The following is a 20,499-nucleotide window of genomic DNA, read 5'->3' as shown; positions in this document are numbered from 1 at the left end:
CACCAGCGCACCTCCCCCCACCCGTGGAAGGACATGCCATGGCACCACGCACGCGCACCCTGACCGCTCTCCTGGCCCCGGCCCTCGCGCTCGGCGCCACCGTCGGTCTCGCCTCCGCTCCCGCCCAGGCCGCCGTCTGGAACTCCTGCGACCAGTGGGGCAACACGAGCCTGAACGGCTACACCCTCTACAACAACATCTGGGGCTCCGGCGCCGGCAGCCAGTGCGTCTGGGCCAATTCCGGCACCAACTGGGGCGTCTGGGCCGACCACCCGAACACCGGCGGCATCAAGTCCTACCCGAACGCCAAGAAGGTGATCAACAAGCCGATCGCCTCCCTCTCCTCGCTCACCAGCAACTACAACGTCACGGTCCCGTCGTCCGGCGCGTACAACACGTCGTACGACATCTGGGACACCGACTACGACTACGAGATCATGCTCTGGGTCAACTACAACGGCGCGGTCGGCCCGCTCGGCACCGCGCAGGGCTCGGTGACCCTCGGCGGCCACTCCTGGAACGTCTACAAGGGGAACAACGGCGCCAACGAGGTGTTCTCGTTCCTGCGCACCTCGGACTCCAGTGCCGGCACGGTCGACATCCTGCCGGTGCTGAAGTGGATCAAGGACACCAAGGGCTGGATGGGCAACGAGACCATCGGCGACGTGCAGTTCGGCTACGAGATCACGTCGTCCGCCGGCGGTCTGGACTTCCGCACCAACAGCCTCACCGTCAGCGGCGGCTGACCCACCGCACCACGGCCGAGGGGCCGGCCCCGACCGGGACCGGCCCCTCCCCGCGTCCACTCCGTGACCGGCAGCCACGCCCCGTCCCGCAGGAACAGCGGGACGCGGCCCAGCGGAGCGTCGACCTGGACCAGGTCCACGACCAGGCCCTTCTGGCCGAGGCGGCCGTGCTGGTGCTGTCCGAGGCCGTACAGCCGCTCGCCCTCGTAGGCGGCGAAGCGCTGCTCCAGCCGGTGGTACCCAAGGGGGCCGCCGAGCCGCGCCCGGACCCGAGCCGCGTCCGGGCCCCACGCCCGGGCAGGCCGGGACGACGGTCCGCTCGGGGCCGGCGCCGTTACGGCCGGGCCGGCGCCGGCCCCGAGCTCGCCCGCACCGTCAGCTCCGGCGCGAGCAGCACGACCTCCTCGCTGCCGCGCCCGTCGAGCTTGGCGACGAGCTGCTGCACCGCGTGCCGGCCCATCTCCTGCGCGGGCACGGCGACCGAGGTCAGCCGCACCGAGGCCTGGGCGGCGACCTGCTCGGGGCAGACCGCGACCACCGACACGTCCTCGGGCACGGCCCGGCCCTGCTGGCGCAGCAGCGCGAGCAGCGGCTCGACGGCCGACTCGTTCTGGACGACGAATCCCGTGGTGTCCGGGCGTTCGTCGAAGATGCGGGCGAGGGTCGCGGACATCGCGTCGTAGCCGCCCTCGCAGGGGCGGTGCAGCAGCCGCAGCCCCAGCTCACGCGCCCGGGTGCGCAGCCCGTCGAGGGTGCGCTCGGCGAAGCCCGTGTGCCGTTCGTAGACGGCGGGCGCCTCACCGATGACAGCGATGTCGCGATGCCCCAGCGACGCCAGATGCTCCACGCACAGCGCACCGGTCGCCCGGAAGTCGAGGTCGACGCAGGTCAGGCCGGTGGTGTCGGCGGGGAGCCCGATCAGCACGGAGGGCTGGTCGGTGCCGCGGAGCAACGGCAGCCGCTCGTCGTCCAGTTCCACGTCCATGAGGATCATCGCGTCGGCGAGGCCGCTGCCGGTGACGCGGCGCACCGCGTCGGGACCCTCCTCGCCGGTGAGCAGCAGGATGTCGTATCCGTGGGCGCGTGCGCTGGTCGCGACCGCGATGGCGATCTCCATCATCACCGGCACGTACATGTCCGTGCGCAGCGGGATCATCAGGGCGATGATGTTCGACCTGCTGCTGGCCAGGGCACGGGCGCCGGCGTTCGGGTGGTAGCCGAGCCTCCGGATACTCTCCTCGACCCGCTGCCGGGTGGTGGTGGAGATGGACCGCTTGCCGCTGAGGACATAGCTCACCGTGCTCGCCGAGACTCCGGCGTGCTGGGCGACCTCGGCGAGGGTGACCATCCAGCTCTCCAAGTTTTGTGAAGCGCTTCGACAGCGCACAGGGCGGATACAGGCGAGTGAGGGTGGTTCGACAGTAGCTTCAGCCGGAGTGGGTGTCCATAGGTTGTCGAAGCGCTTCGACAGCTTTCTTTCCCGGCGGCTCCACGGCCTCCCGTCCATCCTCTCGCGCCCGCGGCCGTCCGCCGAACGGCCGCACAAAGGGTGGTGGGTCCGCCCCGGAACGGGTACACACGATCGGGTAGCACCGACTAGTAACGTACGCCCGCGGGTTCGTGCATCGGGGACTTCGTGGCCGTACCTCCCTTCGATGCCGATTCGCGGCGAGGTGAGCCTCATGTCCGCTCCACCCAACCCTTCCTCCCGACCCACCGTCACCGAACGTGAGGCCCGTCAGGTGGCGGAGGCTGCCCGGGAACAGGACTGGCGCAAGCCCAGCTTCGCCAAGGAGCTGTTCCTCGGCCGCTTCCGCCTCGACCTCCTCCACCCCCACCCGGTCCCGGCCGACGAGCACGTCCAGCGCGGCGAGGAGTTCCTCGCCAAGCTCCGCGACTTCTGCGAGACCAAGATCGACGGGTCCGTGGTCGAGCGCGACGCGCGGATCCCCGACGAGGTGATCACGGGGCTGAAGGAGCTGGGTGCCTTCGGCATGAAGATCGACACCAAGTACGGCGGTCTCGGCCTCACCCAGGTCTACTACAACAAGGCCCTCTCCCTGGTCGGATCCGCGAATCCGGCGATCGGCGCGCTGCTCTCCGCCCACCAGTCGATCGGCGTGCCGCAGCCGCTGAAGATGTTCGGCACCCAGGAGCAGAAGGACACGTTCCTGCCGCGCTGCGCCCGCACCGACATCTCGGCGTTCCTGCTCACCGAACCGGACGTGGGCTCCGACCCGGCCCGCCTCGCGACCACGGCGGTACCGGAGGGCGACGAGTACGTCCTCGACGGCGTGAAGCTGTGGACGACCAACGGCGTCGTCGCCGACTTGCTCGTCGTCATGGCACGCGTCCCGAAGTCCGACGGCCACAAGGGCGGCATCACCGCCTTCGTCGTGGAGGCCGCCTCCGAGGGCATCACCGTCGAGAACCGCAACGCCTTCATGGGCCTGCGCGGCCTGGAGAACGGCGTCACCCGCTTCCACCGGGTCCGCGTCCCCGCCGCCAACCGCATCGGCCCCGAGGGCGCCGGCCTCAAGATCGCCCTGACCACCCTCAACACCGGGCGCCTGTCGCTGCCCGCCATGTGCGTCGGCGCCGGCAAGTGGTGCCTGAAGATCGCCCGCGAGTGGTCGGCGGCGCGCGAACAGTGGGGCAAGCCGGTCGCCCTGCACGAGGCGGTCGGTTCCAAGATCTCCTTCATCGCGGCGACCACCTTCGCCCTCGAGGCCGTCGTGGACCTCGCCTCCCAGATGGCCGACGAGGACCGCAACGACATCCGCATCGAGGCCGCCCTCGCCAAGCTCTACGGCTCCGAGATGGCGTGCCTGATCGCCGACGAGCTGGTCCAGATCCGCGGCGGCCGGGGCTTCGAGACGGCGGCCTCCCTGGAAGCCCGCGGCGAGCGCGCGGTACCCGCCGAGCAGCTCCTGCGCGACCTGCGGATCAACCGCATCTTCGAGGGCTCCACGGAGATCATGCACCTGCTGATCGCCCGCGAGGCCGTGGACGCCCACCTCTCGGTCGCCGGCGACCTGATCGACCCGGACAAGTCCCTGTCCGACAAGGCGAGGGCGGGCGCCCAGGCGGGCGTCTTCTACGCCAAGTGGCTGCCGAAACTGGTCGCGGGACCGGGTCACCTCCCGCTCTCCTACACCGACTTCCACCCCAGGGGCCACGTCGACCTCTCCGCACACCTGCGGTACGTCGAACGCACCGCCCGCAAGCTCGCGCGCTCCACCTTCTACGCCATGTCCCGCTGGCAGGGCCGGATGGAGACCAAGCAGGGCTTCCTGGGCCGCGTCGTCGACATCGGCGCCGAGCTGTTCGCCATGAGCGCCGCCTGCGTCCGCGCCGAGCACCTGCGCACGCGGGGCGACCACGGGCGCGAGGCCTACCAGCTCGCCGACGCCTTCTGCCGCCAGGCCCGCATCCGCGTCGAGGAACTCTTCGGCAGGCTGTGGACCAACACCGACGACCTCGACCGCAAGGTCGTCAAGGGCGTCCTGGGCGGCGCCTACGAGTGGCTGGAGCAGGGCGTCGTCGACCCGTCCGGACACGGCCCCTGGATCGCGGACGCGACACCCGGGCCGAGCACCAGGCAGAACGTGCACCGCCCCATCCCCTGACCCGCCCGCCTGAACCCGGGCCCTGTCGTCACCCGCCGCCCGCACGGGAACGACAGGGCCCGGCCGCGGCCGCCCCGCGCCGCCCGGCGCGACACCCGCCCGAGGGACGCGCTGTCCTCCCGGGGGGCCGTTGCGGCCACAATGGGGGAATGAGCGACAGTCCAGCCCCACTCGCCGACCCGCACCTCGTCTACGACCCGGTGCCGGGCGACGGCCCGAAGGACGTGGTGATCCTCGGGTCCACCGGGTCGATCGGGACCCAGGCCATCGACCTCGTGCTGCGCAACCCGGACCGCTTCCGGGTCACCGGCCTGTCCGCCAACGGCGGCCGGGTCGCCCTCCTCGCCGAGCAGGCGTACCGGCTGAAGGCACGGACCGTCGCCGTGGCCCGCGAGGACGTCGTACCGGCCCTGCGCGAGGCGCTCGGCGCGCAGTACGGCGCCGGGGAGCCGCTCCCCGAGATCTTCACCGGACCGGACGCGGCCACGCAGCTCGCCGCCTCCGCATGCCACACCGTCCTCAACGGCATCACCGGCTCCATCGGGCTCGCCCCGACCCTGGCCGCCCTGGAGGCGGGCCGCACCCTCGCGCTCGCCAACAAGGAGTCGCTCATCGTCGGCGGCCCGCTGGTCAAGGCCCTCGCCAAGCCCGGGCAGATCATCCCGGTCGACTCCGAGCACGCCGCCCTCTTCCAGGCCCTCGCCGCCGGCACCCGCGCCGACGTGCGCAGACTGGTCGTCACCGCCTCCGGCGGCCCCTTCCGCGGCCGGACCAAGGAGCAGCTCGCGAGCGTCACCGTCGAGGACGCCCTCGCCCACCCCACCTGGGCCATGGGCCCGGTCATCACGATCAACTCCGCGACCCTCGTCAACAAGGGTCTGGAGGTGATCGAGGCCCACCTGCTCTACGACATCCCCTTCGACCGCATCGAGGTCGTCGTGCACCCCCAGTCGTACGTCCACTCGATGGTCGAGTTCACGGACGGATCGACCCTGGCCCAGGCGACGCCCCCCGACATGCGCGGACCCATCGCCATCGGCCTCGGCTGGCCCGAACGCGTCCCCGACGCGGCCCCCGCCTTCGACTGGAGCAAGGCCTCCACCTGGGAGTTCTTCCCCCTCGACAACGAGGCCTTCCCCTCCGTGAACCTGGCCCGGCACGTCGGGGAACTCGCGGGCACGGCCCCGGCGGTGTTCAATGCCGCCAACGAGGAGTGCGTCGAGGCGTTCCGCTCCGGCGCGCTGCCGTATCTCGGGATCATGGAGACCGTCACCCGGGTGGTCGAGGAACACGGCACACCCCGTACGGGAACTTCACTGACCGTCGCGGACGTCCTCGAAGCGGAGACCTGGGCCCGCGCCCGGGCCCGGGAACTGGCGGCTGAGACGGCGGAGGCCCGTGCATGACGACCCTGATGTTCATCCTCGGCATAGTCCTCTTCGCGGTCGGCCTGCTGTTCTCCATCGCCTGGCACGAGCTGGGCCACCTCTCCACGGCCAAGATGTTCGGCATCCGCGTGCCGCAGTACATGGTCGGCTTCGGACCGACGATCTTCTCGAAGAAGAAGGGCGACACCGAGTACGGGGTCAAGGCCATCCCGTTCGGCGGCTACATCCGCATGATCGGCATGTTCCCGCCCGGCCCCGACGGCCGGATGGAGGCCCGCTCCACCTCGCCCTGGCGCGGCATGATCGAGGACGCCCGCTCGGCGGCCTTCGAGGAGCTCCAGCCCGGCGACGACAAGCGCCTCTTCTACACGCGCAAGCCGTGGAAGCGCGTCATCGTCATGTTCGCCGGGCCGTTCATGAACCTGATCCTCGCGGTGGTGCTCTTCCTCACGGTCCTGATGGGCTTCGGCATCTCGCAGCAGACCACCACCGTCAGCTCCGTCTCCCAGTGCGTCATCTCACAGAGCGAGAACCGCGACGACTGCGCCGCGTCCGACCCGGCCTCCCCGGCCGCCGCGGCCGGCCTGAAGGCGGGCGACAAGATCGTCTCCTTCGACGGCGTCCGCACCGACGACTGGGACCGGCTGTCCGACCTGATCCGCGCCACCCCCGGCGAGCAGGTGCCGATCGTCGTCGAGCGCGACGGCCATGAGGTCACGCTCCACGCCCACATCGCCACCAACCAGGTCGCCAAGAAGGACTCCCACGGACAGATCGTCCAGGGCGAGTACGTCACCGCCGGCTTCCTCGGCTTCAGCGCGGCCACCGGCGTGGTGAAGCAGGACTTCGGCCAGTCCGTCACCTGGATGGGCGACCGCATCGGCGACGCCGTCGACTCCCTCGCCGCCCTGCCCGGCAAGATCCCCGCGCTGTGGGACGCCGCCTTCGGCGACGGGCCCCGCGAGGCCGACTCCCCGATGGGCGTCGTCGGCGCCGCCCGGGTCGGCGGCGAGATCGCCACGCTCGACATACCGCCCACCCAGCAGCTGGCCATGTTCGTCATGCTGGTCGCCGGCTTCAACCTCTCCCTGTTCCTCTTCAACATGCTCCCGCTGCTGCCGCTCGACGGCGGCCACATCGCGGGCGCGCTGTGGGAGTCGCTGCGCCGCAGCTTCGCCAAGGTGCTGCGCCGGCCCGACCCGGGCCCCTTCGACGTGGCGAAGCTGATGCCGGTGGCCTACGTGGTGGCGGGCGTGTTCGTCTGCTTCACCCTGCTCGTCCTGGTGGCCGACGTCGTCAATCCGGTACGGATCAGCTGACGTCCCGACGCCGGGCGTGAGGCCCGATCCGGGGAGCATGTCCCTCCGGACCGGGCTTCACGCATGTCGTGGGGCAGATGGATGCCATCGGGTGCATTCGCCGTACGCTGTGTGCCGGGGGCTCAGGTCCGTGCCGTAATCTCGAGGGGCCGGAGCCCGCCGCTGACCGGGGCCGGATCTTGTCCAAGACTTGGGGTTGCACAGCAGATGACTGCGATTTCTCTCGGCATGCCGTCCGTTCCGACCACGCTCGCCGTGCGCCGCAAGAGCCGGCAGATCCAGGTCGGGCCCGTGGCGGTCGGCGGTGACGCCCCCGTGTCGGTGCAGTCCATGACCACGACCCGTACGTCGGACATCGGCGCGACGCTCCAGCAGATCGCCGAGCTGACGGCGTCCGGCTGCCAGATCGTGCGGGTGGCGTGTCCCACGCAGGACGATGCCGACGCCCTTCCGGTGATCGCGAAGAAGTCGCAGATCCCGGTGATCGCGGACATCCACTTCCAGCCGAAGTACGTCTTCGCCGCCATCGAGGCCGGCTGCGCCGCGGTCCGGGTGAACCCGGGCAACATCAAGCAGTTCGACGACAAGGTCAAGGAGATCGCCCAGGCGGCGAAGGACCACGGCACGCCGATCCGCATCGGCGTGAACGCGGGCTCCCTGGACCGGCGCCTGCTCCAGAAGTACGGCAGGGCCACCCCGGAGGCCCTCGCCGAGTCCGCCCTGTGGGAGGCGTCGCTCTTCGAGGAGCACGGCTTCCGGGACATCAAGATCTCGGTGAAGCACAACGACCCGGTCGTCATGGTCGAGGCCTATCGCCAGCTCGCCGCCCAGTGCGACTATCCGCTGCACCTCGGCGTCACCGAGGCCGGCCCGGCCTTCCAGGGCACCATCAAGTCGGCCGTCGCCTTCGGCGCCCTGCTCTCCCAGGGCATCGGCGACACCATCCGTGTCTCCCTGTCGGCGCCGCCCGTCGAGGAGATCAAGGTCGGCATCCAGATCCTGGAGTCGCTGAACCTGCGCCAGCGGGGCCTGGAGATCGTCTCCTGCCCGTCCTGCGGCCGTGCCCAGGTCGACGTCTACAAGCTGGCCGAGGAGGTCACCGCCGGCCTGACCGGCATGGACGTCCCGCTGCGCGTCGCCGTCATGGGCTGCGTCGTCAACGGCCCCGGCGAGGCCCGCGAGGCCGACCTCGGTGTGGCCTCCGGCAACGGCAAGGGCCAGATCTTCGTCAAGGGCGAGGTCATCAAGACCGTGCCCGAGTCCAAGATCGTGGAGACCCTCATCGAAGAGGCCATGAAGCTCGCCGAGCAGATGGAGAAGGACGGCGTGACCTCCGGCGAGCCGTCGGTGTCCGTCGCGGGCTGAGCCTTCGCGACCGACACCGCCCGTCCGGCGTTTCGAGGACGAGGCCCGTCAGGGCCGGGGCGGGACCCGGGGGCAGCAGCCCCCGGACGTCCGCCCACCCGGCCAGGACCGGTGAGCACACGGCAACAGCCGGCGGGGCGACGCCGCTCAGCATCCGCGGGTACAGTGCGCAGATCAGCAGATCTCAGGGTGAGGCCCCGCACGTGTTGACGCAGACCACCTCCCGCGTGCTCGAACCGAGCGACCTGGACGCCGCGCTGGCCGTCCTCGACCGCGAGCCGGTCACCAACGCCTTCGTGACCGCCCGGGTGCAGATCGCCGGCCTCGACCCGTGGCGCCTCGGCGGCGAGATGTGGGGCTGGTACGAGGACGGCATGCTGACCTCCCTGTGCTACGCGGGCGCCAACCTCGTCCCCATCTGCGCCACTCCGCGCGCCGTCCGCGCCTTCGCCGACCGGGCCCGGCGGGCCGGCCGCCGCTGCTCCTCGATCGTCGGCCCCGCCGAGTCCACCGCCCAGCTCTGGCGGCTCCTCGAACCCGGCTGGGGCCCGGCCCGCGAGGTCCGCGGCCGACAACCCCTCATGGTCACCGACCGCATGAGCACCGACGTCGCCCCGGACCCCCGCGTCCGCCGCGTCCGCAAGGACGAGATGGAGCGGATCATGCCGGCCTGCGTGGCGATGTTCACCGAGGAGGTGGGCATCTCCCCGCTGGCCGGCGACGGCGGCCTGCTCTACCAGGCCCGGGTCGCCGAACTCGTCGGCTCCGGCCGCTCCTTCGCCCGCTTCGACAGCGACGGACGGGTCGTCTTCAAGGCCGAGATCGGCGCGGCCACCGACCGCGCCTGCCAGATCCAGGGCGTGTGGGTGGCCCCCGAGTACCGGGGACGGGGACTCGCCGCCCCGGGCATGGCGGCCGTCCTGCGCTACGCCCTGGCCGACGTGGCCCCGGTGGTGAGCCTGTACGTGAACGACTTCAACACGGCGGCCCGGCGGACGTACCGGCGGGTGGGCTTCCAGGAAGTCGGTTCCTTCATGAGCGTGCTGTTCTGACCCTGGCCGATCACCCCCGGCACACAGCCGCCCCGCCCCTGTAGGCTCCCCGCCATGGACCTCGTCATCGGCCCCTTGGATCTGTCGGCCCACGTGGACGAGGCCCTTGCCGTCCAAGCCGCCGCCTTCGGTCTCGGCCCCGACGAGGTGGCCGTCCGCCGCCAGATCGTCCTGCGCCACATGACCTACCCCGGCGCCCGCGCCCTCGGCGCCACCACCCCCGAAGGCGACCTCGCCGGCTTCGTCTACGGCATGCCCAACGACCGCACCCACTGGTGGTCCACCGTCGTCGAGCCCTACCTCCGCGCCCAGCACAACGAAGCCTGGCTCGACGACTCCTTCGTCATCACCGAACTGCACGTCCACCCGGCCCACCAGAACCGCGGCGCGGGCCGCTCGCTGATCACCACGATCACCGACACCGCCGTCGAACCCCGCTCGATCCTCTCCGCGATCGACATCGAGAGCCCCGCCCGCGGCCTCTACCGCACCCTGGGTTACGTCGACCTCGCCCGCCAGGTCCTGTTCCCCAGCGCACCCCGGCCGTACGCCGTGATGGGGGCCCACCTTCCCCTGCGCAGGCCTTAACCGATTTCCGCCGGGATGGACCACCCGGCTAACCTCCTAGCCATCACCCTTACGCAGCAGGAGTCTCGAACCATGGCCAACGCACCGGTCCAGCGCATGTCGAAGTTGATGGCGAAGACGCTGCGCGACGACCCGGCGGACGCCGAGGTCCTCAGCCACAAGCTGCTGGTCCGCGCCGGTTACGTGCGCCGCACCGCCGCCGGCCTGTGGAGCTGGCTGCCGCTCGGCAAGAAGGTCCTCGGCAACATCGAGCGCATCGTCCGCGAGGAGATGGACGCCATCGGCGCCCAGGAGGTCCAGCTCCCCGCCCTGCTGCCCCGCGAGCCGTACGAGGCCACGGGCCGCTGGGACGAGTACGGCCCCGAACTCTTCCGCCTCCAGGACCGCAAGGGCGGCGACTACCTCCTCGGCCCGACCCACGAGGAGATCTTCACCCTCCTGGTCAAGGACCAGGCGTCGTCCTACAAGGACCTGCCGGTCATCCTCTACCAGATCCAGAACAAGTACCGCGACGAGGCCCGCCCCCGGGCCGGCATCCTGCGCGGCCGCGAGTTCCTCATGAAGGACTCCTACTCCTTCGACGTCGCCGACGAGGGCCTCGCCGAGTCCTACGCCCTGCACCGCGCCGCCTACCAGCGCATCTTCGAGCGCCTCGGCCTCGACTACCGCATCTGCGCGGCCACCGCCGGAGCGATGGGCGGCTCGAAGTCCGAGGAGTTCCTCGCGCCCGCCGAGGCCGGCGAGGACACCTTCGCGGACTGCCCGAACTGCGACTTCGCCGCCAACACCGAGGCGATCACCTACACGCTCCAGCCGGTGGACGCGGCCGGCGTGCCCGCCGCCGAGGACATCCCGACCCCGGACACCCCCACCATCGAGACCCTCGCCGCCTCCCTCGGCGTCCCGGCCTCCGCCACGCTGAAGAACCTGCTGGTCAAGGTGGACGGCGAGATCGTCGCCGTGGGCGTCCCCGGTGACCGCGAGGTCGACATGGACAAGGTCGAGGCGCACTTCGCCCCGGCCGCCGTCGAGCTGGTCACCGCCGAGGACTTCGTCGGCCGCCCCGACCTGGTCCGCGGCTACGTCGGCCCGCAGGGCCTGGGCGAGAAGGTGACGTACATCGCCGACCCGCGCGTGGCGCCCGGCACCGCCTGGATCACAGGCGCCAACAAGGAGCACACGCACGCCAAGAACGTCGTGGCGGGCCGTGACTTCGAGGTCGACGCGTACGTGGACGTCGTGGTCGTCCGGGAGGGCGACCCCTGCCCGAACTGCGGCACCGGCCTGAAGCTGGACCGCGCCATCGAGATCGGCCACATCTTCCAGCTGGGCCGGAAGTACGCCGACGCCCTCAAGCTCGACGTCCTCGGCCAGAACGGCAAGCCGGCCCGCGTGACCATGGGCTCCTACGGCATCGGCGTCTCCCGCGCCGTCGCCGCGCTCGCCGAGCAGCACGCCGACGACAAGGGCCTCATCTGGTCCAAGGAGGTCGCCCCGGCCGACGTCCACGTCGTCGCCGCCGGCAAGGCCCTGCAGACGGAGCTGGCCCTCGAGGTCTCCGACAAGCTGGCCGCCGCCGGCGTCCGCGTCCTGGTGGACGAACGGGCCGGCGTCTCCCCGGGCGTCAAGTTCACGGACGCCGAGCTGATCGGCGTCCCGCAGATCCTGGTCGCCGGCCGCCGCGCCGCCGAAGGTGTGGTCGAGCTGAAGGACCGCCGCACCGGTGAGCGCGAGGAAGTGACGGTCGACGAGGCCATCGCCCGCCTCACCAGCTGACCACCACCGCGGGCCGAGCCCCCGGCGCGGCTGTCGGGCCGAGGGTGGGTGACGCGGCCCGGCGCTGCCGGGGTGCGACTGCGCTGAAGCGGCGCGAGGCAACTCGCGCCGCCCGGTGCTGCCGGGTGCCCGGCGCGGGTGCGGGCCGGGGGTGGGTCGCGTGGCCCGGCGCTGCCGGGGTGCCCGGCGCGGATGCGGACCGGGGGTGGGTCGCGTGGCCGCGATGCCGGGGTGCCCGGCGCGGGTGCGGGCCGGGGGTGGGTCGCGGTACCCGGCGCTGTCGGGGTGCCGCTGCGCCCACCCGTGCCGCCCCAGCGGCACGACTGCCCGCAGCTAGGGCGGGACGGGCGGCAGGCCGCAGCTGGGGCGGGACGGCGGACCGGACCGCAGCCGGATGGGGGTGACGGCGGTCAGCCGCGTACGGCGGGAAGGGGACGTGTCGGGGGGTGTTCGCCCGCAGCGGTTGGCGCGTCGACGCCCCGCCTGTTGGTCAGTCCCCGATTCCGCGCCGTTCCGAGGACGGACACCCCCCGGCGCGGCCCCGACCCACACACCACCGAAGGCGCTACGCGCACCCCCATCGAACCCGCACAGGCCGCCGCAGGCACCCCGCGCGCGGCACCACCGCCGCAGGCACCCCGCGCGCGGCACCACCGCCGGAGGCACCCGGCACCCCGCACGCGGCACCACCGCCGGAGGCACCGGCACCCCGCACCACCCGCCGGGCAGGCACCCGTTCACAACCAGGTGGCGAACTCCAGCAGCAGTTCCGCGTCCCGCTCGCGGCCCACCCGATGGGCCCGTACGCCCGACTCGACCGCACGGAACAGCGTCCAGCCGCGCAGCCGCTCCTGGTCGACCTCCAGCGACTCGGCCAGCCGCTTCACCCGCCGCCGGGTCGTCGAGGCGCCCGACGGCTGTGCGATCAGGTCTTCCACCCGGTCCCGCACCAGCCGCGCCAGGTCGAAGGCGCTCTCACCGACCACCGGGTCCGGCCCCACGGCCAGCCACGGCATCCGGTCCCCGGCGAGCACCTTGCTCTGCCGGAACGTGCCGTGCAGCAGCCGCTGCTCGGGCGGCGCGGCCAGCAGCTCCTCGCGAGCCCCCAGCGCCGCGTCCACCAGCGCGGCCACCACCGGACGGGCCACGGCGGCGGCCCGCATCGCCTCCGCCTGCCGCCCCGTCCGCTCGGCCACCGTCTCGAAGGTGTGAGCGGCGGGCGGCTCCACCCACAGCCGCCGCAGCGTCCCCGCCGCCTCCAGCAGCGCCTTCGACTCGGGCAGGGACCGCACCGAGACGTCCGGATGCAGCCGCTCCAGCAGCAGCACGCCCTCCCGCGTCTCCCCGTCGAGGAGCTGCACGGCTCCCAGCCCGCCCCAGTGGGCGAGCGCCGCGCGCTCGCTCTCCGGCCGGGCCCGGCGGGGCGCCAGCTTGAGCACCGCCGGCGTCCCGTCGGCCTGCCGCACGAGGATCACCAGGCTGCTGCGTCCGCCGGGCACCTGCACCCGCTCCACGGTCACCCCGCACAGCGCCACGGCCTCCCGCGCCGTCTCCGGCAGCTTCTCCCGCCAGTCGTCACCGACCGGTGCCGTCTCACCGAGCGCCCTGACCAGACGCCGCGGCGGTTCGAAAGCCATGCGCGAGCCGTTCCCTTCCCGTACGGGTCCTCCCGTACGCGTTACGCAGTCGGTGTCGCCGAAGCCGACGGTGTGCCGGCCCGCTCGGCGAGCCCAGGGAAGGCTACGCTTCCGCCGCGCCAGCGCACGGCCCGGACCGCCGCCTCCCGCAGCGCCCCGGCCGCCGTGGCCCGCAGACGCCCTTCGGCCGCCCGCACCAGGTCGGAGTAGACCCCGGCCGTCCGGCTCTCCAGATCCGCCGCCAGCCGCACCGCGGCCGCCGCGTCCGGGACCGCGAACGGCAGCGCGTACCCGGCCGCCGCGGCGACCGGTCTGCCGCCCAGATCGCCGACCTCGCGCGCCAGCGCGTCCCGCCGTGCCCGGTGCGCGTCGTACGCCGTCCGCGCCTCGGTGCGCCGCTCCTCGCCGATCCGCCCGCCGACGACTCCGTAGCCGTACACCGCGGCGTGCTCGGCCGCCAGTGCCGCCTGGAGGGCGACCAGCACCCGGTCCTTCGCCTCGCTCACCCGTGACCCTCCGTCAGCAGAAACATGTGCGCCGCCCCGGCCGCCGCCACCGACGCCAGCAGCCGCGCCGACTCGCCCGGCACCTCCAGCAGCGCCCCGGCCCGCCGGTCGGCCAGCTCGCGCTCGGCGGCGGCCAGACCGGCCAGCGCGTCCTTCTCGGTCACCGGCACACCGGAGGCGTCCCCCGGCCCGGCGGCCCTCGCCGTCCCCGAGGGCGACGCCTGCGCAGAAACCGAGGCGGAAGCGGAAGCCGAACCCGAAGCAGACGCAGACCCAGACGCAGAGTCCGCCGCCACGCCGCCGAACGCCTCCACGTGCCGCAGCACCTCCTCCCGCAGCGGCCGCAGCCGCGCGGCCAGCCCCGGATGCGCGGCGATCACCGCGTCGTACCGCGCGACCAGCCCGGCACTGTCCCGCGCCGCACGCGCGCGGGCCCGTTCCTCGGCGGACACCGTGTGCGGGGCATCGGAACCGGAGCCGCCGGTACAGCCGACGAGCAGCGCGGCCCCGGCGGCCGAGGCGAGCAGGCTCCTTCGGTGCGGCCCCGTGGGCACGCGCGGCGATGAGGGGAACGACACGGCAGACGTCCTCGGCAGACTCGTACGGAACCGACGGGTGAGCGAGGGCGCGCGGCGGGAAGAGCGGGGACCAGCGGCGCGGCACGCCCGTGATCACGGTACCCGGGCCTCGCCCGGGCACCACTCAGCGGCACCGCCGGTCACGGGTGGACGGCAACACCCTCCGCGACCGGATACCCTTTGACCAGACACGCGACCCATCCCACAACAGCACACGCGGCCGAGGAGTCACCCGGATGAGCACCACCCAGAGCGAGAGGCTGCGAGAGCTGCTCGAGCCGCTCGTCACCTCCCAGGGTCTGGACCTCGAAGGGATCGCCGTGGACGCGGTCGGACGCAAGCGGGTGCTGCGGGTGGTCGTCGACTCCGACACCGGTGCGGACCTCGACCGGATCGCCGATGTGAGCCGCGCGCTCTCGGCGAAGCTCGACGACACGGACGCGATGGGCGACGCGGAGTACACCCTCGAGGTCGGAACCCCGGGCGCGGAGCGCTCCCTCACCGAGCACCGCCACTACACGCGCGCCGTGGACCGCCTGGTGCGGTTCCAGCTCCACGAGGGCGGCGAACTGGTCGCCCGGATCCTCGACGTGGACGACGACGGACTCGACGTCGAGGTGCCCGGTGTGAAGGGCCGTAAGGCCACCACCCGCAGGCTCGCCTTCGGCGACATCGACAAGGCACGCGTCCAGGTCGAGTTCAACCGCAAGGACAAGCAGGACAAGCAGGACCAGAAGGACATGACGGAAGAGGAGGAGGCGTAGCCGTGGACATCGACATGAGCGCCCTGCGGGGCTTGGTACGGGAGAAGGAGATCTCCTTCGACCTGCTGGTCGGAGCGATCGAGTCGGCCCTCCTCATCGCGTACCACCGCACCGAGGGAAGCCGCCGGCGCGCGCGCGTGGAACTCGACCGGGAGACCGGGCACGTGACCGTGTGGGCGAAGGAGGAGCCCGAGGACCTCGAAGAGGGCCAGCAGGCGCGGGAGTTCGACGACACCCCGTCCGACTTCGGCCGGATCGCCGCCACCACCGCGAAGCAGGTCATCCTGCAGCGGCTGCGCGACGCCGAGGACGACGCGACGCTCGGCGAGTACGCGGGGCGCGAGGGCGACATCGTCACCGGGGTGGTCCAGCAGGGCCGTGACCCGAAGAACGTGCTCGTCGACATCGGCAAGCTGGAGGCCATCCTGCCGGTGCAGGAGCAGGTCCCCGGCGAGACCTACCCGCACGGCACGCGGCTGCGCAGCTACGTCGTCCGGGTGGCCAAGGGCGTCCGCGGCCCGTCCGTGACCCTCTCGCGGACGCACCCCAACCTGGTGAAGAAGCTCTTCGCCCTCGAGGTGCCGGAGATCGCCGACGGTTCCGTCGAGATCGCCGCGATCGCCCGCGAGGCCGGCCACCGCACGAAGATCGCCGTGCGCTCCACCCGCTCGGGCCTGAACGCCAAGGGCGCCTGCATCGGCCCGATGGGCGGCCGGGTGCGCAACGTGATGGGCGAGCTGAACGGCGAGAAGATCGACATCGTCGACTGGTCGGACGACCCGGCCGAGATGGTGGCGAACGCCCTCTCCCCGGCCCGCGTCTCCAAGGTGGAGGTCGTGGACCTCGCGGCCCGCTCCGCGCGCGTGATCGTGCCGGACTACCAGCTGTCGCTGGCGATCGGCAAGGAGGGGCAGAACGCCCGGCTCGCGGCCCGGCTGACCGGCTGGCGTATCGACATCAGGCCGGACACCGAGCAGCCGTCCGAGCGGCCCGCGGAGTAGGCAGCCCCGGCGTCCCGGCGGCGACCGGGGAATAGATCCAAGCCGCCCGTCGCTGAGATCACGACAGGTTGGTGCACGGCATGTGTTCGATTCTTGCCCCGAAGGGGTGAGGTCGGTCCGGGGAGGTAGACTTAGCAGTGTCTGGCCGGACACCTAGCCGCGCATGCCCTGAGCGCACCTGCGTGGGGTGCCGGGAGCGAGCGGTCAAGAGCGAGCTGCTGCGGACCGTGGCGATCGAGGACGCGTGCGTCCCCGATGTACGCGGTACGCTGCCCGGCCGGGGTGCCTATGTGCACCCCGCCACGGTCTGTGTCGACCAGGCGGTACGCCGCAAGGCGTTCCCGCGGGCGCTCCGCGTCCCGGGTCCGCTCGACGTAAAGGCGTTGCGCCGCTACGTCGAGCAGGCACAAGGTTGCTGAAAGCACCATGTAAGCAACGTGGTAAGGAAGACGTGCCGCACGGAACCCCGTGCGGCCTGGTACCTCGCGAGTCGAAAGCAGGTCGAGATTGCGATGAGCACTCGATGAGTACGCGATGAGTACGCCCATGAACTAGCGACGGTCCGGACGCAACCCGGACCTCAGAGGAGCGAAGTGGCTAAGGTCCGGGTCTACGAACTCGCCAAGGAGTTCGGTGTCGAGAGCAAGGTCGTCATGGCCAAGCTCCAGGAACTCGGTGAATTCGTCCGTTCGGCGTCTTCGACCATCGAAGCGCCCGTTGTACGCAAGCTGACAGACGCCTTCCAGCAGGGCGGTGGCAACGGCAGGTCCGCCAAGCCCGCCCCCCGCAAGGCGACCCCCAGGCCCGCCGCGCCCTCTCCGGCGCAGGCGGCCCGTCCGGCCGCGCCGCGGCCGGCCGCACCCAAGCCCCCGGCCGCGGAGCAGCCCGCGCCGTCGGCTCCGTCGGCGCCCGCGCCGGCGGCTCCGGGTCCGCGTCCGACGCCGGGCCCCAAGCCGGCCCCGCGTCCGGCTCCGGCCGCACCGGAGTTCACCGCGCCTCCGGCGGCTCCCGCCGCTCCGGCGCAGTCCGGCCCCCGGCCCGGCGCGCGTCCCGGCGCCCCGAAGCCCGGCGGTCGTCCCGCCGGTCCCGGTCAGGACCGCGGTCAGCAGGGCGGCCAGGGCCGTCCCGGTGGCCAGCGTCCCGGTGCCCCGGCACAGCGCCCCGGCGCCCGTCCCGGCGGTCCGCGTCCGGGCAACAACCCCTTCACCTCCGGCGGCAACGCCGGCATGGCGCGCCCGCAGGCGCCCCGTCCCCAGGGCGGACCCCGACCGGCCGGAGGCCACGGCGGCCCCGGTGCCCCCGGCGCCGGTCCCCGTCCGCAGGCTCCCGGCCAGGGCGGCGGTCCGCGTCCCCAGGCTCCGGGCGGCAACCGCCCGAGCCCGGGCTCGATGCCGCGTCCGCAGGGCGGCGCGGCCGGTCCCCGCCCCGGCGGCGGTCCGCGTCCGAACCCCGGCATGATGCCGCAGCGTCCCGCTGCCGGCCCCCGTCCCGGCGGTGGCCCCGGCGGCCGCGGCCCGGCCGGTGCCGGTCGCCCCGGTGGCGGCGGTCGTCCGGGCGGCGGCGGCTTCGCCGGCCGTCCCGGTGGCGGCGGCGGTGCCGGTCGTCCCGGTGGCGGCGGCGGCTTCGCCGGTCGTCCCGGTGGCGGCGGCTTCGGTGGCGGCGGTGGCCGTCCCGGCTTCGGCGGCCGTCCCGGCGGTCCCGGTGGCCGTGGTGGCACGCAGGGCGCCTTCGGCCGTCCCGGCGGTCCCGCGCGTCGCGGTCGCAAGTCGAAGCGGCAGAGGCGCCAGGAGTACGAGGCCATGCAGGCCCCGTCGGTCGGCGGCGTGATGCTGCCTCGCGGCAACGGCGAGACCATTCGCCTGTCGCGCGGTGCGTCGCTCACCGACTTCGCGGAGAAGATCAACGCCAACCCGGCGTCGCTCGTCGCGGTCATGATGAACCTGGGCGAGATGGTCACCGCGACCCAGTCCGTCTCCGACGAGACGCTCCAGCTCCTCGCCGGCGAGATGAACTACGACGTTCAGATCGTCAGCCCGGAGGAGGAGGACCGCGAGCTGCTCGAGTCCTTCGACCTGGAGTTCGGCGAGGACGAGGGGTCCGAGGAGGACCTGGTCGTCCGTCCGCCGGTGGTGACCGTCATGGGTCACGTCGACCACGGTAAGACCCGACTGCTCGACGCCATCCGCAAGACGAACGTCATCGCGGGCGAGGCCGGCGGCATCACCCAGCACATCGGTGCCTACCAGGTCGCGACCGAGGTCAACGAAGAAGAGCGCAAGATCACCTTCATCGACACCCCGGGTCACGAGGCGTTCACCGCCATGCGTGCCCGTGGTGCGCGCTCGACCGACATCGCGATCCTGGTCGTCGCGGCCAACGACGGCGTCATGCCGCAGACGGTCGAGGCGCTCAACCACGCGAAGGCGGCCGACGTGCCGATCGTCGTCGCGGTCAACAAGATCGACGTCGAGGGTGCCGACCCGACCAAGGTGCGCGGTCAGCTGACCGAGTACGGCCTCGTGGCCGAGGAGTACGGCGGCGACACCATGTTCGTCGACATCTCCGCCAAGCAGGGTCTGCACATCGACTCGCTGCTGGAGGCCGTGGTCCTCACGGCCGACGCCTCGCTCGACCTGCGGGCCAACCCGAACCAGGACGCGCAGGGCATCTCGATCGAGTCCCGTCTCGACCGCGGCCGCGGTGCCGTGGCGACGGTCCTCGTCCAGCGAGGCACGCTGCGGGTCGGCGACACGATGGTGGTGGGCGACGCCTACGGCCGCGTCCGCGCCATGCTCGACGACAACGGCAACAACGTCGCCGAGGCCGGTCCGTCGACGCCGGTCCAGGTCCTGGGCCTGACCAACGTCCCGGGTGCCGGTGACAACTTCATCGTGGTCGAGGAGGACCGTACGGCCCGCCAGATCGCGGAGAAGCGTGCCGCCCGCGAGCGGAACGCCGCGTTCGCCAAGCGCACGCGCCGCGTCTCCCTCGAGGACCTGGACAAGGTGCTCAAGGCCGGCGAGGTCCAGCAGCTGAACCTGATCATCAAGGGTGACGCTTCCGGTTCCGTCGAGGCTCTCGAGTCCTCGCTGCTCCAGCTGGACGTCGGCGAAGAGGTCGACATCCGCGTCCTGCACCGCGGTGTCGGTGCGGTCACGGAGTCCGACATCGACCTGGCGATGGGCTCCGACGCCATCGTGATCGGCTTCAACGTGCGCGCCGCCGGGCGTGCCGCGCAGATGGCCGAGCGCGAGGGTGTGGACGTCCGGTACTACTCGGTCATCTACCAGGCGATCGAGGAGATCGAGGCGGCCCTCAAGGGCATGCTCAAGCCGGAGTACGAAGAGGTCGAGCTCGGTACGGCGGAGATCCGCGAGGTCTTCCGCTCGTCCAAGCTGGGCAACATCGCGGGTGTGCTCATCCGCTCCGGCGAGGTCAAGCGCAACACCAAGGCGCGTCTGCTGCGCGATGGCAAGGTCATCGCGGAGAACCTCAACATCGAGGGTCTGCGTCGCTTCAAGGACGACGTCACCGAGATCCGCGAAGGCTTCGAGGGCGGTATCAACCTCGGAAACTTCAACGACATCAAGGTCGACGACGTCATCGCGACGTACGAGATGCGCGAGAAGCCGCGGGTGTGACACCCGGCTGCTCCGGCCGGCCGACGGGACCTCTCCCGTCGGCCGGCCGGCCGCTGTCTGCGGTGACCCGCCGCACCGCCCGGCGGGGCGGCGGGGAAACCCCGTCGAGCCACCGGCCGGATCGGGGTACCGTTCTTGATGTCCCTGCCCACACCTGTGGCAGGGCCATCGATCCCGTACCGGCGGGTTATCCGGATACACACATGTACGTGGGGACGCTGTCCTTCGACCTCCTCCTCGGCGACGTACGGTCGCTGAAGGAGAAGCGCTCCGTCGTCCGCCCGATCGTCGCCGAGCTCCAGCGGAAGTACTCCGTGAGCGCGGCCGAGGTGGAGAACATGGATCTGCACCGGCGGGCCGGTATCGGCCTCGCCATGGTCTCCGCGGACGCGGGGCACCTGACCGACGTACTCGACCGGTGCGAACGGCTGGTCGCCGCCCGTCCCGAGGTGGAGCTGCTGTCGGTCAGACGGCGCTTCCACGGCGAGGAAGACTGACTTCCCCAGCCC

The 20,499-nt window shown here is 72.2% G+C and carries 17 protein-coding genes; 13 read left to right on the top strand and 4 right to left on the bottom strand.

Translation table 11 applies throughout. The annotated features are described in order from the left end of the window. Nucleotides 1-38: 38 nt before the first annotated feature. Complete coding sequence (locus ACGF3H_RS25155) at nucleotides 39-746, top strand: hypothetical protein (protein ID WP_362489292.1); 708 nt, start codon at nucleotides 39-41, stop codon at nucleotides 744-746. Between the two features lie 334 nt (nucleotides 747-1,080). Here ACGF3H_RS25155 and ACGF3H_RS25150 read toward each other — a convergent pair whose 3' ends face one another. Beyond that, nucleotides 1,081-2,094, bottom strand: coding sequence for a LacI family DNA-binding transcriptional regulator (locus ACGF3H_RS25150; protein WP_393816535.1), 1,014 nt, complete (start codon nucleotides 2,092-2,094; stop codon nucleotides 1,081-1,083). Nucleotides 2,095-2,428: 334 nt separating this feature from the next. Here ACGF3H_RS25150 and ACGF3H_RS25145 point away from each other — a divergent pair, with 334 nt between their 5' ends. The 7 genes from ACGF3H_RS25145 (at nucleotide 2,429) to ACGF3H_RS25115 (ending at nucleotide 11,863) form a co-directional block, all read left to right on the top strand. Next, nucleotides 2,429-4,375, top strand: a complete 1,947-nt coding sequence (locus ACGF3H_RS25145) for an acyl-CoA dehydrogenase family protein (protein ID WP_362500572.1) — start codon at nucleotides 2,429-2,431, stop codon at nucleotides 4,373-4,375. 149 nt (nucleotides 4,376-4,524) lie between these two features. Then, the gene (dxr, locus tag ACGF3H_RS25140) at nucleotides 4,525-5,781 is read left to right on the top strand and encodes a 1-deoxy-D-xylulose-5-phosphate reductoisomerase (protein WP_362500573.1); all 1,257 of its coding nucleotides are present in this window, start codon (nucleotides 4,525-4,527) and stop codon (nucleotides 5,779-5,781) included. 8 nt (nucleotides 5,782-5,789) lie between these two features. Beyond that, nucleotides 5,790-7,082 (top strand): site-2 protease family protein, encoded by a 1,293-nt coding sequence (locus ACGF3H_RS25135; protein WP_362500577.1) that lies wholly within the window; start codon nucleotides 5,790-5,792, stop codon nucleotides 7,080-7,082. A 207-nt stretch (nucleotides 7,083-7,289) separates the two neighbouring features. Beyond that, on the top strand, nucleotides 7,290-8,447 hold the full coding sequence (gene ispG, locus ACGF3H_RS25130; protein WP_351016700.1) for a flavodoxin-dependent (E)-4-hydroxy-3-methylbut-2-enyl-diphosphate synthase: 1,158 nt from the start codon (nucleotides 7,290-7,292) through the stop codon (nucleotides 8,445-8,447). 203 nt (nucleotides 8,448-8,650) lie between these two features. After that, a complete protein-coding gene (locus ACGF3H_RS25125) occupies nucleotides 8,651-9,499 on the top strand; it encodes a GNAT family N-acetyltransferase (protein WP_362500574.1) in 849 nt (282 codons plus the stop codon). Nucleotides 9,500-9,553: 54 nt separating this feature from the next. Next, nucleotides 9,554-10,087: a GNAT family N-acetyltransferase gene (locus ACGF3H_RS25120; protein ID WP_362500575.1), complete on the top strand. Its 534-nt coding sequence runs from the start codon at nucleotides 9,554-9,556 to the stop codon at nucleotides 10,085-10,087. Nucleotides 10,088-10,159: 72 nt separating this feature from the next. Continuing rightward, nucleotides 10,160-11,863: a proline--tRNA ligase gene (locus ACGF3H_RS25115; RefSeq protein ID WP_362500576.1), complete on the top strand. Its 1,704-nt coding sequence runs from the start codon at nucleotides 10,160-10,162 to the stop codon at nucleotides 11,861-11,863. Between the two features lie 737 nt (nucleotides 11,864-12,600). Here the strand turns inward: ACGF3H_RS25115 and ACGF3H_RS25110 are convergent. Genes ACGF3H_RS25110 through ACGF3H_RS25100 form a run of 3 tightly spaced genes read right to left on the bottom strand, consistent with a single transcriptional unit; the run spans nucleotide 12,601 to nucleotide 14,584 of the window. After that, on the bottom strand, nucleotides 12,601-13,500 hold the full coding sequence (locus tag ACGF3H_RS25110; RefSeq protein WP_362500142.1) for an aminoglycoside phosphotransferase family protein: 900 nt from the start codon (nucleotides 13,498-13,500) through the stop codon (nucleotides 12,601-12,603). A 41-nt stretch (nucleotides 13,501-13,541) separates the two neighbouring features. After that, nucleotides 13,542-14,006 carry a ferritin-like domain-containing protein gene (locus ACGF3H_RS25105; protein WP_362500141.1) on the bottom strand — a complete coding sequence of 155 codons (465 nt, stop codon included), beginning with the start codon at nucleotides 14,004-14,006 and terminating at the stop codon, nucleotides 13,542-13,544. Beyond that, complete coding sequence (locus ACGF3H_RS25100; protein WP_362500140.1) at nucleotides 14,003-14,584, bottom strand: hypothetical protein; 582 nt, start codon at nucleotides 14,582-14,584, stop codon at nucleotides 14,003-14,005. Before ACGF3H_RS25100 ends, ACGF3H_RS25105 begins: the two co-directional genes overlap by 4 nt. 236 nt (nucleotides 14,585-14,820) lie before the next feature. Here ACGF3H_RS25100 and rimP point away from each other — a divergent pair, with 236 nt between their 5' ends. The 5 genes from rimP to ACGF3H_RS25075 all read left to right on the top strand — a co-directional run bounded on the left by rimP (nucleotide 14,821) and on the right by ACGF3H_RS25075 (nucleotide 20,487). Then, nucleotides 14,821-15,348 (top strand): ribosome maturation factor RimP, encoded by a 528-nt coding sequence (rimP, locus tag ACGF3H_RS25095; RefSeq protein WP_362500139.1) that lies wholly within the window; start codon nucleotides 14,821-14,823, stop codon nucleotides 15,346-15,348. Between the two features lie 2 nt (nucleotides 15,349-15,350). After that, complete coding sequence (gene nusA / locus ACGF3H_RS25090) at nucleotides 15,351-16,349, top strand: transcription termination factor NusA (protein WP_362500138.1); 999 nt, start codon at nucleotides 15,351-15,353, stop codon at nucleotides 16,347-16,349. 137 nt (nucleotides 16,350-16,486) lie between these two features. Next, nucleotides 16,487-16,768 carry a YlxR family RNase P modulator gene (locus tag ACGF3H_RS25085; protein WP_362500137.1) on the top strand — a complete coding sequence of 94 codons (282 nt, stop codon included), beginning with the start codon at nucleotides 16,487-16,489 and terminating at the stop codon, nucleotides 16,766-16,768. A gap of 174 nt (nucleotides 16,769-16,942) precedes the next feature. After that, nucleotides 16,943-19,990 (top strand): translation initiation factor IF-2, encoded by a 3,048-nt coding sequence (infB, locus tag ACGF3H_RS25080; protein WP_362500136.1) that lies wholly within the window; start codon nucleotides 16,943-16,945, stop codon nucleotides 19,988-19,990. Between the two features lie 203 nt (nucleotides 19,991-20,193). Continuing rightward, nucleotides 20,194-20,487, top strand: a complete 294-nt coding sequence (locus ACGF3H_RS25075) for a DUF503 domain-containing protein (protein ID WP_362500135.1) — start codon at nucleotides 20,194-20,196, stop codon at nucleotides 20,485-20,487. Nucleotides 20,488-20,499 lie beyond the last annotated feature (12 nt).

The organism is Streptomyces sp. NPDC048185 (assembly GCF_043202495.1).
In the GTDB taxonomy this organism is placed as follows: Bacteria; Actinomycetota; Actinomycetes; order Streptomycetales; family Streptomycetaceae; genus Streptomyces.
Note: the sequence above shows the minus strand (reverse complement) of the source record. Positions and strands in the feature narration are given on the sequence as shown.